Source organism: Chitiniphilus eburneus, assembly GCF_005048205.1.
GTDB lineage: Bacteria > Pseudomonadota > Gammaproteobacteria > Burkholderiales > Chitinibacteraceae > Chitiniphilus > Chitiniphilus eburneus.
Genome location: NZ_SUMF01000016.1, coordinates 64,740 through 78,307, shown reverse-complemented (window position 1 = coordinate 78,307; position 13,568 = coordinate 64,740). Strand labels below are relative to the sequence as shown.

The 13,568-nt window shown below is 60.2% G+C and carries 12 protein-coding genes; 7 read left to right on the top strand and 5 right to left on the bottom strand.

Features of this window, described 5'->3' with window-relative positions; translation table 11 throughout:
• Window positions 1–164: 164 nt before the first annotated feature.
• The 4 genes from FAZ21_RS13630 to FAZ21_RS13615 all read right to left on the bottom strand — a co-directional run bounded on the left by FAZ21_RS13630 (window position 165) and on the right by FAZ21_RS13615 (window position 5,460).
• Window positions 165–1,610, bottom strand: a complete 1,446-nt coding sequence (locus FAZ21_RS13630; RefSeq protein ID WP_169307395.1) for an NAD(P)H-hydrate dehydratase — start codon at window positions 1,608–1,610, stop codon at window positions 165–167.
• A 1-nt stretch (window position 1,611) separates the two neighbouring features.
• Window positions 1,612–2,349 carry a flagellar brake protein gene (locus tag FAZ21_RS13625; protein ID WP_169307394.1) on the bottom strand — a complete coding sequence of 246 codons (738 nt, stop codon included), beginning with the start codon at window positions 2,347–2,349 and terminating at the stop codon, window positions 1,612–1,614.
• 16 nt (window positions 2,350–2,365) lie between these two features.
• A complete protein-coding gene (locus FAZ21_RS21345; RefSeq protein WP_136773987.1) occupies window positions 2,366–2,971 on the bottom strand; it encodes a nucleotidyltransferase family protein in 606 nt (201 codons plus the stop codon).
• A 182-nt stretch (window positions 2,972–3,153) separates the two neighbouring features.
• Window positions 3,154–5,460 (bottom strand): penicillin-binding protein 1A, encoded by a 2,307-nt coding sequence (locus FAZ21_RS13615; RefSeq protein ID WP_246038643.1) that lies wholly within the window; start codon window positions 5,458–5,460, stop codon window positions 3,154–3,156.
• A 171-nt stretch (window positions 5,461–5,631) separates the two neighbouring features.
• Between FAZ21_RS13615 and FAZ21_RS13610 the strand changes: the two genes are divergently transcribed.
• Genes FAZ21_RS13610 through aroB form a run of 7 tightly spaced genes read left to right on the top strand, consistent with a single transcriptional unit; the run spans window position 5,632 to window position 12,203 of the window.
• The gene (locus tag FAZ21_RS13610) at window positions 5,632–6,705 is read left to right on the top strand and encodes a pilus assembly protein PilM (protein ID WP_136773986.1); all 1,074 of its coding nucleotides are present in this window, start codon (window positions 5,632–5,634) and stop codon (window positions 6,703–6,705) included.
• On the top strand, window positions 6,702–7,298 hold the full coding sequence (locus FAZ21_RS13605; protein ID WP_136773985.1) for a PilN domain-containing protein: 597 nt from the start codon (window positions 6,702–6,704) through the stop codon (window positions 7,296–7,298). The genes FAZ21_RS13610 and FAZ21_RS13605 overlap by 4 nt, the downstream gene beginning before the upstream one ends.
• Entirely contained in the window at window positions 7,295–7,930 is a 636-nt protein-coding gene (locus FAZ21_RS13600) for a type IV pilus inner membrane component PilO (protein ID WP_136773984.1), read from the top strand. The genes FAZ21_RS13605 and FAZ21_RS13600 overlap by 4 nt, the downstream gene beginning before the upstream one ends.
• 38 nt (window positions 7,931–7,968) lie before the next feature.
• On the top strand, window positions 7,969–8,493 hold the full coding sequence (locus FAZ21_RS13595) for a pilus assembly protein PilP (protein WP_136773983.1): 525 nt from the start codon (window positions 7,969–7,971) through the stop codon (window positions 8,491–8,493).
• On the top strand, window positions 8,490–10,553 hold the full coding sequence (locus FAZ21_RS13590) for a type IV pilus secretin PilQ (protein WP_136773982.1): 2,064 nt from the start codon (window positions 8,490–8,492) through the stop codon (window positions 10,551–10,553). Before FAZ21_RS13595 ends, FAZ21_RS13590 begins: the two co-directional genes overlap by 4 nt.
• A 44-nt stretch (window positions 10,554–10,597) precedes the next feature.
• A complete protein-coding gene (locus FAZ21_RS13585; RefSeq protein ID WP_136773981.1) occupies window positions 10,598–11,143 on the top strand; it encodes a shikimate kinase in 546 nt (181 codons plus the stop codon).
• The gene (gene aroB / locus FAZ21_RS13580) at window positions 11,124–12,203 is read left to right on the top strand and encodes a 3-dehydroquinate synthase (RefSeq protein ID WP_136773980.1); all 1,080 of its coding nucleotides are present in this window, start codon (window positions 11,124–11,126) and stop codon (window positions 12,201–12,203) included. Before FAZ21_RS13585 ends, aroB begins: the two co-directional genes overlap by 20 nt.
• Before the next feature lie 40 nt (window positions 12,204–12,243).
• Here aroB and FAZ21_RS13575 read toward each other — a convergent pair whose 3' ends face one another.
• Entirely contained in the window at window positions 12,244–13,518 is a 1,275-nt protein-coding gene (locus FAZ21_RS13575; RefSeq protein ID WP_136773979.1) for a YihY family inner membrane protein, read from the bottom strand.
• Window positions 13,519–13,568 lie beyond the last annotated feature (50 nt).

Genomic DNA, 13,568 nt, shown 5'->3' with positions numbered 1-13,568 from the left:
CCCGTGTGAAAGTAGGTCATCGCCAGACACCTTATGCAGACCCCCGAGACCGCAAGGCTCGGGGGTTTTTGCTTTGGTGCTGCGCCGTAGTGGGGGGCCAAGGCGGCGCGGTGGGGTAGCTGGGAATCGGCGACAGGAATCGGTTGGGATGGGGCCAGAACCCATCAGCCATTCGAATTCAACTGCTCCCGCATCATCACCAGGGTTTCCGAAGCGGTCAGGCCTGTTCCCTTTGCATATTGTCGGCGCCAGGCATCCGCAGCCGCGCCATGCGCATAGGCCGCAGTTTGAGCGGCTGATAGTCCTGGCAGGCCTTGTGCCATGAGCGCCGCGATGGCGCCGGTCAAGACGTCCCCCTGTCCCGCACTGGCCAAAGCCCCATTGCCGCTGGCATTGATCGAGGGGGGTACTCCAGGAGCGGCGCAAATGGTGCCTGAGCCCTTCAGTAGCACGCTGCAACGATACTGCTCGACCAACTCTGCCGCCGCGCCGAGACGATCGCTTTGAATGCTGGCAGTGCCGCATCCCAGTAATCGGCCTGCTTCCGCAGGATGGGGTGTCAAAACCGTTGGTGCCTTGCGTGCCGCGAGGCAATGCTTGAGTTCTTTGTCGCTGGCGATCAGATTCAGGCCATCCGCATCGATGACCAGTGGTACATCCATGCCAAGTACCCTGGTCAGATGCGTTCGCGACCAATCTTCCACGCCCAGCCCAGGCCCAATGGCCAGTACATCAATGTGCTCAAAGGGTAAGGCGGAAACCGGTTGCAGCATCAACTCGGGTTGGCATGGGTCCACCGCTAACGCGTCATGCACAAGCCCCAGATAGACTTTCCCCGCGCCACAATGCAGTGCGGCTCGACCAGCAAGTAATGCTGCACCGGTCATACCCCTGCTGCCGCCGATGATGCCGACTGTTCCATGGCTGCCTTTATGGACGTCGTGTTTTCTCGCCGGCAAGGAGGTCGGTGGTTTTGCGACCAGCAGTGCATCCGCCGGGTATCGCCTGGAAAGCATGAGGCCCAGGTCAAACAGATGAACCGAACCGGCATGGTCTCGGGCTTGAGCCGTATAAAGCCCGGGTTTGCCACCGAGAAAGCTGAGTGTGTGCGTGGCATGCACGGCCGCTTGCATCACAGCGCCAGTATCGCAATCCAGTCCACTGGGGATATCCAGTGCGATGACCGGTCCTGAATGGGTGTTGATGGCGTCGATCCAGAGGCTGGCGATGCCGAGTTCGGACCGAAGCTGGCCGATCCCGAATAGGCCATCGATGAGCAGCCCCAGCGCTTGCATGGGTGGAGTGCTTTCAATGACGCCGCCAGTGCTTTCCCATACACACCTGGCGGCGAGGTGTTCGGCGCTCGGCCGTTCACTGGGCAATGCATGAACATTCACTGGCCAACCGCGCGTGGCTAATTGCTGCGCGCAAATGAATGCGTCGCCGCCATTGTTGCCGGGGCCGGCAACGATGACCACCGGCTGGGGTGGGAAATTCGCTTCAAGCCATTTTGCCGCCGCGCTCCCTGCTCGTTGCATCAGAGAGGGTGTGGTGTTCGAGTAATCCTGTTCGATACGGCGTAGCGTGGATGAAAGATACAACGGTTGCATATTATTCGTCGCGTTCCAGGCGCCGCCGCTCCAGTTGAGCGAGGTAACGCTGGATCTTCTGCTGATCAGCGCGAGAAAGCCCGATGAATTGGCAACCGTAATGGAGTTGATGGGCCCCCGAGCGCAACTCGCTTTCCTGCGCATCTTCGATGTGCAGATCGGTTTCGATCTGCCCGAAACCGGGCAGAGTGAAGCGGCAGTCGAACAAGGTCTGCCCGACAAGAATGGGCAGCGGTGCATGCGCGGATAGCTTCAGCCCTCCCGCACTAAGATCGGAGACGATGGCTTGCAGGTGATTGTCTTCGGCCAGCGGGATTTCACAGATGACGGGCGGATTCAAAGGCAGCGTCATACGAAAGTGCTGGCGGCGCTGCATCGAAAGCATTTGCGTGGGGCGAGGCCCGCTCAGCGCAACAGTGCCTTGATACTGGATGCGCTGGATGGGTAGGCAATCGAATTGATGCTTTACCCCGCGTACCTGTGAGACACAGCATGCGCCATGCGTGAGCAGAAGCTCCGTGACGGTGGCATCCACCGGCGCATCCAGGATCAGCTCGGAATCGCTGGCGAACAACAGGGCGCCAATGGCAAAGGGTTCACGGCGCCCGATGGGATAGAGGCAGATTATTTCGCCGTGGCGTAGCAGCCGGTTGAGCAAATGCTCGATATGAATGGGGTCCGCGACGAGATAGGGTTGCGGGTTGGTCAGATGGATCGGGGTGAGGCTGGGATGCTGCATGGCATTTGCGCGACGCTTAACCCGCCGGTACGACGAGGGGCTGGTTGAGCAGTTGTTCCACCTGATCCAGCCTGGCGCGCTCCTCCCGCTTTGCAATTTGACGCTCCGCCGATTTGGGGCGCACATGGAGCTTGACCACCGTGCCGTCGAACCAGAACCCCAGCGTGGGATGATCTGCAAAGCGCGCGGTACTCGGTGGTTCGATATGCTGGTATTCGATACGCTGGTTCAGCAGAAACAGCTCCACGCTCTTGGGGTCTTCGAGGAAAAGCAGCAGGTTGATGTCGGAGTGCGCGCCTGCGACACCGGACAGGACCGAGCCCGTGAGGTAGGGCTGAAATTGTTCCAGCAACTGCATGACCTTGACGGCCTTGCCGCGTAGTTGCTGAACCTGATCGCCGTGAGTCGGCTCGTAAATGGCGCGGTAGTCGAGCAAGGCATCCTCCACCTCCTGGTTGGAGGGAAGGTTCTTGCTGTCCAGATGCCCCAACTGTCGCGCTGCCTTTTTCTTGGCCAGCGCGAAGTCGTGGATATGATCCTGCGCGATCAAGCGGGCGGCGCGATGGGCAATCTCCAGGCGCAGGCTTGCCGCGTTCCGTTCGGTAAAGTGAGCTTTGCCCATGTCATTTCCTCCTGGAGATGCTGAGTCTGACTTTAACCGAAATGGAGAGGCAGCGCTTCAGGCTTCCGCCGTATGCATGTACGCATCTCCGATGATGCTCCGGGAACTGCCCCGGATGACTGGACCCGGGATCGCAGTCATCCGGCGCTGGAGGGCGGGTTCACGCCATCCAGCAGTCGAGGCTAGAACAACTGTTCCTTGATTTCCTCCAGCGGCTGAGTCGCGGCATTGCCGCTGCCCAGGCCAAGCTCCGGGTTGGTTTCCTGGAACTCCGCATAGAAGTACTCATTCCGGGCGCCACGTTCTGTCTGGATCGTTTGGGTCACGATCCCTTCCGGGATCTGCAACGTCGTTTCCGGGGCATTTTTCAGTGCGATGCCCATGTAATCGATCCAGACAGGCAAGGCTGCCGCGCCACCGGTTTCCGTACCGCCGAGCGAACGTGGCTGATCGAAGCCGATCCATACCACCGCGACCAGATGCGGCGAGAAGCCGGCGAACCAGGCGTCGTGGGCATCGTTGGTGGTCCCCGTCTTGCCCGCCAGATCCTGCCGGCCCAGGACCCGAGCCTTGGCGGCGGTTCCGAAGCGGACCACATCCTGCATCATGCTGGTCATCACGAAAGCATTCCGGGCGGACAGCGTGCGTTTGGCATTCTGACCGGCAACCTCCGGCTGCATCCGTGCCAGCAGTTGCCCTCGATCGCTTTCGATGCGGTCAATGAAATAGGAAGGCACCCGGTACCCCGTATTGGCAAAAACGGAGTAACCCTCGGCCATCTGCAATGGCGTCACACTACCGGCCCCTAGTGCCATGGTCAGGTAGGCCGGGTGGTTCTTGGGCGGAAAGCCGAAGCGGGTAATGAACTGCTGAGTATATTGGGGGCCGACTGCCTGGAGGATGCGGATGGATACCAGGTTCTTCGAACGAGTCAGTGCATCGCGGACTGTCATCATGCCCGAGTAGCGACCGTCGTAGTTCTTCGGTTCCCAGCGCTGCCCACCAATCTCCTGTGGGTCGATGACCAGGGGAGCATCGTTGATCAGCGTAGCGGGGGTGACACCGCGTTCGATGGCCGACGAGTAGACAAAAGGCTTGAAGCTGGAGCCGGGCTGGCGCCACGCCTGTGTGACATGATTGAAGTGATTCCGGTTGAAGTCGAAGCCCCCCACCAGCGCCTTGATGGCGCCATTCTGCGGGTCCATCGAAACCAGGCCCCCTTCAACCTGAGGAAGCTGGGCGATCTGCCAGCCCTTTTCCCCTTGGCGGACGCGAATCAGCGCGCCGGCCCGAATACGGGATGTCTGCGGGGCCTTGTCCGAGAGTGCGAACCGGGCGAAACGCAGGCCGTCACCCTCGACCCGGATTTCCTCGCCACTCTTCAACTGGGCGATCACGGCCTTGGGGGTTGCCTGGCGAACGACGCCGAGCCGGAACTCCCCGGCATCCTCGACCCCTTCAAGGGCGTCGATCAACTGCTCTTCCTTACCTGCCTGTAAGAGCGCGGGATCGAGAAAGCCCTCGGGGCCTCGGTATCCATGACGCGCATCGTAAACAGTCAGTCCTTTCCGTACCGCGTCATATGCGGCTGTCTGCTGTTGGCTGTCGAGTGTCGTGTAGACCTTGAAACCCTGGGTGTACGCGGCATCCTTGTAGCGCTCGACCATCATCTGCCGGACCATCTCCGACACATATTCCGCGTGGACCGAAAAGGCCGAGGCGGTTCCGCGCTTGGTTTGCGTTTTTTCGTCCAGCGCCTGGCGGTATTGTTCGTCGGTAATAAAGCGAAGCTCGTGCATGCGGCGCAGTACATATCGCTGCCGTAGCTGTGCACGGGCGGGATTGGCGATCGGATTGTAGGCAGAGGGGGCCTTAGGGAGGCCAGCAAGCATTGCGGTTTCGGCGATGGTAAGCGAATCCAACGGCTTGCCGTAATAAGTTTGTGCCGCGGTAGCAAAACCATAAGCACGCTGCCCCAGATAAATCTGGTTGATGTACAGCTCGAGAATTTGGTCTTTGGATAGATTGTGTTCAATCTTGAAGGACAGCAAAGCCTCGTTGAATTTCCGTGTAAATGTCTTTTCGTTGGATAGATAGAAATTCCGTGCCACCTGCATGGTGATGGTACTGGCACCGGATTGCGAATGGCCGGAAACGATGTTGCCCAGCATGGCCCGGAGCACACCGATGTAGTCCACTCCGCCATGGCTGTAGAAGCGTTCGTCCTCTGCCGCCAGCAGTGCTTGTTTCATGGCGGCGGGGACCTTGTCGATCGGCACGAAGGCACGACGCTCCTCGCCGAATTCGCCAATCATGACATTGTCCGCGGTGTATACACGCAGGGGAATTTTGGGACGGTAGTCGGTTAACGCTTCCAGGGAGGGAAGTCGAGGGTAAGTGAGCAGAACGGCAAAAAACAGCAGACCGACGGCGAATATCGCTATACCTACGATGATGCCTGCTGCGATCAGAACGATTCGTCTAGTCATGATCAATTGGATATTGGTTTGCGTTGAGCGTAATTTACGCGAATCCAAGCCTGTTGCAAAAAACTGATGCTTTCGCTAGCTTGCTTTACAGGGGGCTCGCGGCACTGCTAGCATTTTTCGGGCTGCGCCGCAGTGAAATATCTAGTTTCCTATTTAATAAGGAAATTTCTTTTGAATCTCGACTTTCTCAAGCCCAAGGCGCCGCCATTGATAGGCGTGGATATCAGCTCGTCGGCCGTGAAGATGGTCGAACTCGGCTTGGTGGGGCGCAACTACAGCCTTGAGCGCTACGCCATCGAGCCGCTGCCCAAGGATGCCGTATCCGACGGCAACGTTTCCAACCCGGATGCGGTCAGCGAGGCCATGCGCCGTGCCTGGCGCCAGCTCGGTTCCCGGGTCAAGAACGTTTCCATCGCGTTGCCCGCGGCGGCCGTGATCACCAAGAAGATCCTCGTTCCCGCGGGTTTGCCCGAGCGCGATCTGGAGATGCAGGTCGAGACCGAAGCCAATCAGTACATTCCGTTCTCCCTGGATGAGGTCAACCTGGATTTCCAGGTGCTGGGGCCGTCGCCGGCCGTGCCGGATGAAGAAGAAGTGCTGATCGCCGCCGCCAAGAAAGAAAAGGTGGACGAGCGCGTCGCCGTGGTCGAGGCCGCAGGTCTGAAGGCATTCGTCGTGGACGTGGAGCTTTACGCCACGCAGGCCGCCTTCGAGCTGATGCGTCCGCAACTGCCTGGCCGGGGCGAGAACCAGATCGTTGCCGTGGTTGACATCGGTTCGACCGCGATGCACATGAATATCTTCAAGGATGGCCAATCGATCTACAACCGGGACCAGGCCTATGCCGGCAACCAGTTGACCCAGGAAATCCAGCGCAAGTTCAACATGTCCTTCGAAGAGGCGGACCAAGCGAAGAAGAGCGGCGGTTTGCCGGAAAACTACGAGCCTGAAGTCCTCCAGCCCTTCATCGATACGCTGGCCCTGGAAATTTCGCGATCCCTTCAGTTTTTCTACACATCGAGCAACTACAACTCGGTCGACCACATTCTGCTCGCAGGAGGATGCAGTGCCATCCACGGCCTGGACGAAGCAGTGGCCAGCCGCACCCAGGTTGCCAGCGCGATGCGGGCCAATCCGTTCTACGGCATGGCCACCGGCAAGCAACGTGGCAAGCAGATCCAGCTCGATGCCCCCAGTTTGTTGATAGCTTGCGGACTCGCGATGCGGAGGTTTGACCCCTCATGATCAGGATTAACCTCTTACCCCACCGCGAGCAGAAGCGGCTGGCACGACAACGCCGTTATCTGGTGGTGCTTGCGCTCAGCCTTGCCGCGGCGCTCGGTGTATTGACCGCCGGTTACCTCGTGCTGCAAGCCCGCATCACCACGCAGGACGAACGCAATCAGTTTCTGGAAGCCGAAAACAAGAAGCTCGACTCTGAAATCGCCGAAATCGAGCGCCTCAAGGCGGAGAAGGATGCACTGCTTGCTCGCAAGCTGGTGGTCGAGCGTTTGCAGTCCAACCGGGCGGAAGGCGTGAAGATCATGGACCAGCTGGTCCGGCAGACCCCGGAGGGGATCTACCTCAAGAACGTGAAGCAGACCGGCGAGAAGTTGACGTTGACGGGGTATGCCCAATCGAATGCCCGGGTTTCCACGTTGATGCGCAACCTGAACGATTCGGAGATCTTCGAGCAGCCTCTTTTGATCGAGGTAAAGGCTTCCCAGGTCGGCAACCAGCGATTGTCCGAATTTACCCTGGATATCAAGGTTAGCCGCCCGACCCCGGCAGATGCAGCCAGTGCCCCGGCCAACAAAGAAAAGAAGGGTAGATCATGACGCTCGATGAACTGCGCGCCCTCGACCCCAAGGATATTGGCAACTGGCCTGCCGCGGCCCAGTTGGGCTTGCTGATTTTTGTCTTTGTCGCGGTGGTCACTGGTGGCTACTTCTACATCTGGAATGATCAGCTGACCGCCCTGAATGACGGGAAAACGCGTGAAGAGCAACTCAAGCAGGAGTTTCTCGACAAGAAGCGCAAGGCGGTGAATCTCGATGCTTACCGGCAACAATTGCTGGAAATCCAGCAATCGTTCGGGGCGTTGCTGAAGAAGCTTCCCAACAAGTCCGAGATGGAAACCCTGCTGACCGAGATCAACCAGGCTGGCGTGGGCCGGGGGCTGTTGTTCGAGCTTTTCAAGCCGGGCAACGAGACCAAGACCGCCGAGTTTGCGGAGCTGCCTATCAGCATCCGTATCGTGGGCGGCTATCACGATCTGGCAGCCTTTGTCAGCGATGTGGCCAAGCTTTCCCGCATCGTGACGTTGAGCGATATCCAGCTCGCCGTCGGCAAGGAACCGGGCACCCTGGTCATGCAAGCCACGGCCAAGACCTATCGTGCGTTGGATGAAGCCGAAAGCCAGGCATTGCGCCAGGCCGAAGCGGAGTCGAAGAAGAAGAAACGGCGATGAGCATACGTAATCCAAAACAATCCCTGGGGGCACGCGGCATGAAACGTTGGCTGCCGTTATTGGGTGTATCGCTGTTGCTGGCCGGATGTTTCGGCGACGAGCACAGTGATCTCAAGGAATGGATGCGCGAGAACAGTGAGGGTTTGCGCGGTCGGATCGATCCCGCGCCCGAGGTGAAGACAGTCGAGCCGACTATCTATGACGCCTTCAGCCTGCCGGACCCCTTCAGCGTCAGCAAGATGGAGCTGGCGAAGAAGGGCGGGGGCAGTGGCATCGCACCTAACACCAATCGCCCCAAGGAAGTGCTCGAAGGGTTCGACCTGGAAAAGCTGCGCATGGTTGGCACCATCCAACAGGGCAAGCAGATCCAGGCCCTGATCAGTGGGCCCGATCGCAACCTGTACCGGGTCAAGGTTGGCAATTACATGGGACAGAATTTCGGCATGGTGGTGTCCGTCAGTGAGACCGAGGTCAAGCTGAAGGAGATCGTCGAAGATAGTGGCGGGGATTGGGTGGAACGCGAAACAGCCCTCACTCTGGATGAAGCGGAGCAGAAGAAATGAAAAAGTTATCCATCCTGCAACAAGGCTGGCTGGCGTGCGGTGCGCTGGTCGCATTGCTGTGCTCGGCTGCTCAGGCGAGCGATATCACCAGCGTGGAAGTGAGCACCATCTCCAACGAAAAGCAGGTGGTCAGGATCGTCTTCGACGGCCCGATGCCCCAGCCGACCAGTTTTGCGGTCAGCACGCCGCCGCGCGTGGTGTTCGACTTCCCGGGCGCTGGCAACAAGGCCGGTAAAAGCAGCGTCCAGGTCAACGGCGCCGCGCTGCGCCTGATCAACATCGCGGAAGGCACGGGCCGTACCCGGCTGGTGCTCAATCTGAACAAGCAGGCAGCCTACGATACCAAGGTCGAAGGCAATACCTACCTGGTGACCGTCGACGGGTCCTCGCCCGCGGTGGCCGCCAAAGCCGAAACCACGCACTTCGCCCAGCCGGTTGCCGCGGCAGCTGGTGGTGACGAAGGCCTGCGCGAGATCGATTTCCGTCGTGGCGTCAGTGGCGAAGGCAAGGTCATGATCGACCTTTCCAGCCCCAATGTCGGGATCGACATCCGCCAGCAAGGCCGTACGCTGGTGGTCGATTTCCTGAAGGCGGGCCTGCCGGATCGCCTGCAACGCCGGATGGATGTCGCCGATTTCGGCACGCCGGTGCAGAAGGTGGATACCTATCGCCAGGGCAGCAATGTACGCATGGTGATCGAGCCTGCCGGCAACTGGGAATACTCGGCCTATCAGACCGAAAGCCGCTTCATCATCGAAGTGCGCAAGGCGGATGAAGATGCCAAGGCCCTCTCGGCGCTGCGTCCCAACTACAAGGGCGAAAAGCTGTCGCTGAATTTTCAGAATGTCGAAATCCGTACGGTTCTGCAGGTGATCGCCGAGTTCACGGGCTTGAACATCATTACCAGCGACACCGTGTCGGGCAATCTGACACTGCGCTTGAAGGATGTGCCGTGGGATCAGGCGCTGGACATCATCCTGCAGGCCAAGGGGCTGGATCAGCGCCGCTCGGGCAACGTGTTGTGGGTTGCGCCGCGTGACGAACTGGCCGCGAAGGAAAAGCAGGAGCTGGAGGCGAAGAAGCAGATCTCCGAACTCGAGCCTACCCGGACCGAGATGTTCCAGCTCAAGTACCAGAAGGCCGAGGACTTCAAAAAGATCCTTACCGACGACAAGCAACGCATCCTGTCGCAACGCGGTAGCGTGGTGATCGATCCGCGCACCAACATCCTGATCGTGCAGGATGTGCCGTCCAAGCTGGATCAGTTGCGCGACATCATCACCAAGACCGATATCGCGGTGCGTCAGGTGATGATCGAGGCCCGTATCGTGGAAGCCAGCGACGGCTTTGTCCGTGACCTGGGTGCGCGGTTGAGCTGGGCGGCGACGGGCCATGTGGGCAATACCAATGTTTCGAGCTGGCCGACCCTGGCGGGAACCACCGTCAAGGATGGCGTGCCGGTCACTGGCGATACGTTGCCGTTCAACGTGAACCTGCCGGTGGCGGGCAACCCGGGCACGCTGGCCTTGATCGCCGCCAACGCAAACTGGCTGCTGGGGCTGGAAATCAACGCACTGGAAGCCGACAACCAGGCCAAGATCATCTCGAGCCCGCGCCTTGTTACGGCGGATCAGACCGAAGCCATCATCGAGGACGGTACCGAAATTCCGTATGCCGAATCGTCGCCGAACGGCGCAACGTCGATCTCCTTCAAGAAGGCCACGTTGTCGCTGAAGGTCACGCCGCAGATCACGCCGGATGGCAATGTGATCATGGATGTGAAGGTGAACAAGGACAGCCGTGGCGAAACCACACTGGCTGGCCCGGCCATCGATACCAAGCAGATCACCACCAAGGTGCTGGTGGAGAACGGCGGCACGATCGTCATCGGCGGTATCTATACGCAGGATCTGCGTACCGAGATTCAGAAGGTGCCTTGGCTGGGCGACATGCCCGTGGTGGGGAACCTGTTCAAGAACACGCACAAGAACGACGAAAAGCGCGAGCTGCTGATCTTCATTACGCCGAGGATCATCTCGTCGGACGTCAGTCTGCGCTGAAACGACAGGAGGGCCGGCCCTGAGGGGCCGGCTTTCCGGTTAAAATGCCTGGCATGAAACTGCCAGGCAATTTTTTTTTGGTCGGCATGATGGGTGCCGGCAAAACCACCGTGGGACGCACGCTGGCCAAGGCCACGGGTAAGCAGTTCCACGATTCCGACCACGAAATCGAGGCGCGCACCGGCGTGCGTGTGCCGATCATATTCGAGCTGGAAGGCGAGGGCGGCTTCCGGGCCCGCGAGGCCGCGATGATTGCCGAGCTTTCCGCCTTGCAGGATGTGGTGCTGGCCACCGGAGGCGGGGCCGTGCTCGATCCGGCCAACCGAGCCGTGCTGCGCCGCAACGGTTATGTGATCTACCTGCGCGCCAGCGTGGAAGACCTCTACCAGCGCACGGCCCACGACAAGAATCGGCCGCTGCTGCAAACCGCCAATCCCAAGGAGCGCATCCGCGAGTTGTTCGAGGTGCGCGATCCCCTGTACCGCGAAGTGGCCGACCTGGTCATCGATACCAGCCGCCAATCCGTCCAGCAACTGACCCAGGCGCTTCTCGCCAAACTCGAGCATCTTCATGCGAACCGTCAAGCTTGACCTCGACCACGCTCCCTACGACATCCTGATTGCCCGCGATCTGCTGGCGCAGGTGGCGCTGATCCTGCCGCTGCTGCCTCAGCCGCGTGTGGCCATCGTCACCAACGAAACGGTGGCGCCGCTTTACCTGCAACCGCTGCAACATGCCCTGGCGCAATGCGGCGTCAAGGTCGAGACGGTGATCCTGCCCGACGGCGAGGTCTACAAGAACTGGGAAACCCTGAACCTGATCTTCGACGGCCTGCTGGCTGCGCGTGTCGAGCGCAAGACCACGCTGATCGCGTTGGGCGGCGGCGTGATCGGCGATATGACCGGCTTTGCCGCCGCGGTCTATCAACGTGGCGTGCCCTTCATCCAGATTCCCACCACGCTGTTGGCCCAGGTCGATTCGTCGGTGGGGGGCAAGACCGCGATCAACCATCCGCTCGGCAAGAACATGATCGGTGCCTTCTACCAGCCCCGGCTGGTGCTGGCCGATCTGGCAACGCTCGATACGCTGCCACCGCGGGAGTTTTCCGCGGGCATGGCGGAGGTCATCAAATATGGCCTGATTGACGATCTGGCATTCTTCGAATGGCTGGAAGCCAATATCGATGCGCTGATGGCACGCCAGACCGAGGCACTGGCGTATGCCGTTGAGCGCTGTTGCCAGAACAAGGCGCGCATCGTTGCCGCGGACGAGAAGGAGCAAGGGCAGCGCGCCCTGCTCAACCTCGGCCACACCTTCGGACATGCCATCGAATCCGGGCTGGGCTATGGCGTATGGCTGCATGGCGAGGCGGTGGCGGCGGGCATGGTGCTGGCCGCGCTGGCTTCACGCGAACTGGGCCAGGTATCCGATGCCGACGTGGCGCGGATCAAGGCCCTGATCCAGCGGGTCGGATTGCCGGTGGTGGCGCCGGTCCTGGGCAACGAGCGTTACCTGGACCTGATGGCGCAGGACAAGAAGGTGGATGCCGGCACGATCAAGTTCATTCTGCTGCGCTGCCTCGGCGAATCCTATATCGGCGAACTGGAGCGTTCCACGGTGATTGCCGCGCTGGAAGCCGGTTGCGCATAACAAGGCAACGATGAAATAGCCGCGCATTGCGCGGCTATTTTCATGTGGGCGCTCCGGTGGGCTGCGGGGCGGGAGGCTGTGGCTCATCCAGCCTGGCCGCATACTCGGCCAGCGTTTCGTCCAGCGTGGCCACCATGCCCTGGATGTGCCGGGTGATCCCGCTTTCCACGGTTGCCGACAACGGCGTGACCACGGCCTCGAAGACATCGACCAGCTTGATGCGATCGATCGAACCGGCCAACAACCAGGCGCCGTCGCGCGTGGCTTCGACCCAGCCGCGCTCGCTCATCACCTCCAGCAGATTGTGCGTGGCATCGATGCCCAGCCCCACGCGGCGGCGCAGCGCGTCGATATGCAGCACTTCGCCATGGGCATGCGCCTGCGCCAGCGTCATCAGGATGCGCACTGCCTGTTCGAAGCGGGTGCCATGATGGCGCTCCCAGCGCCAGCCATCGCCGTGCCAGTACGACAGCGAGGCCGCCATCACCGCGCCACCGAGTACGATCACCCAGCATACATACAGCCAGAGCAGGAAGATCGGAAAGGCCGCAAACGCGCCATAAACCAGTTGGTATGCCCCGAACTGTTTCACGTACAGCCCGAACATCTTCTTCATCAGTTCCAGCAAGACGGCGATGATCAGCGCGGCGATCATGCCATGGCTGCGCGGTACGTAGCAGTTGGGCACGGCGACATACAACAACGTCAGCGATGCGAACATCAATGACATCGGGCCCAGCTTGAGCAGCAGCGTTTCGGCAAAAGGCGCGCTGTCGAGTAACGAGCTTTGCTGGAACAGCCAGGAGGTCAGCGACAGGCTGATGCCGATCAGCAGCGGGCCCAGGGTGATCGACGCCCAATAGATCAGCGTTCGCGACAGCAGCTTGCGCGGTTTCTTCACGCCCCAGATTTCGTTGAAGCTCTTTTCGATGGTGAAGACCAGCAGCAAGGCGGTGATCGCCAGCCCGATCATCCCCAGCGCGGTCAGCCGTTCCGCGTTGTCGGCGAACTGCCGCATATAGGTGCCGACCACTCGCCCGCCCGTATCCGGCACCAGGTTGGAGAGGATGAAGCTGCGGAACTTGCCGGAATACGACGAGAACATCGGAAAGGCGGAGAACAGCGTCAGCGCGATGGTGAACAGCGGCACGATGGCCAGCAGCGTGGTGTAGGTCAGGCTGCCGGCGGTCTGCAAGCAACGGTCCGCCACCAGCCGATGGCCGACGAAGCGGGAAAACCCGCCCAGCCGCCGCCAGTACGCCAGCGTCAGCAACGATTTCGACGGCAAGATAGTCAGGAATGAGGGCAAGGCCATACGCGGGTCGGGTCCGGATCGGGCAAGCCCTTATAATAGCGGACCTGACA

Excerpts from the sequence above, each read along its gene's own strand:
- FAZ21_RS13630 (WP_169307395.1), bottom strand. The coding sequence starts at position 1,610 with ATGCAACCGTTGTATCTTTCATCCACGCTACGCCGTATCGAACAGGAT.
- FAZ21_RS13625 (WP_169307394.1), bottom strand. The coding sequence starts at position 2,349 with ATGCAGCATCCCAGCCTCACCCCGATCCATCTGACCAACCCGCAACCC.
- FAZ21_RS21345 (WP_136773987.1), bottom strand. The coding sequence starts at position 2,971 with ATGGGCAAAGCTCACTTTACCGAACGGAACGCGGCAAGCCTGCGCCTG.
- FAZ21_RS13615 (WP_246038643.1), bottom strand. The coding sequence starts at position 5,460 with ATGACTAGACGAATCGTTCTGATCGCAGCAGGCATCATCGTAGGTATA.
- FAZ21_RS13605 (WP_136773985.1), top strand. The coding sequence starts at position 6,702 with ATGATCAGGATTAACCTCTTACCCCACCGCGAGCAGAAGCGGCTGGCA.
- FAZ21_RS13600 (WP_136773984.1), top strand. The coding sequence starts at position 7,295 with ATGACGCTCGATGAACTGCGCGCCCTCGACCCCAAGGATATTGGCAAC.
- FAZ21_RS13595 (WP_136773983.1), top strand. The coding sequence starts at position 7,969 with ATGAAACGTTGGCTGCCGTTATTGGGTGTATCGCTGTTGCTGGCCGGA.
- FAZ21_RS13590 (WP_136773982.1), top strand. The coding sequence starts at position 8,490 with ATGAAAAAGTTATCCATCCTGCAACAAGGCTGGCTGGCGTGCGGTGCG.
- FAZ21_RS13585 (WP_136773981.1), top strand. The coding sequence starts at position 10,598 with ATGCCTGGCATGAAACTGCCAGGCAATTTTTTTTTGGTCGGCATGATG.
- aroB (WP_136773980.1), top strand. The coding sequence starts at position 11,124 with ATGCGAACCGTCAAGCTTGACCTCGACCACGCTCCCTACGACATCCTG.
- FAZ21_RS13575 (WP_136773979.1), bottom strand. The coding sequence starts at position 13,518 with ATGGCCTTGCCCTCATTCCTGACTATCTTGCCGTCGAAATCGTTGCTG.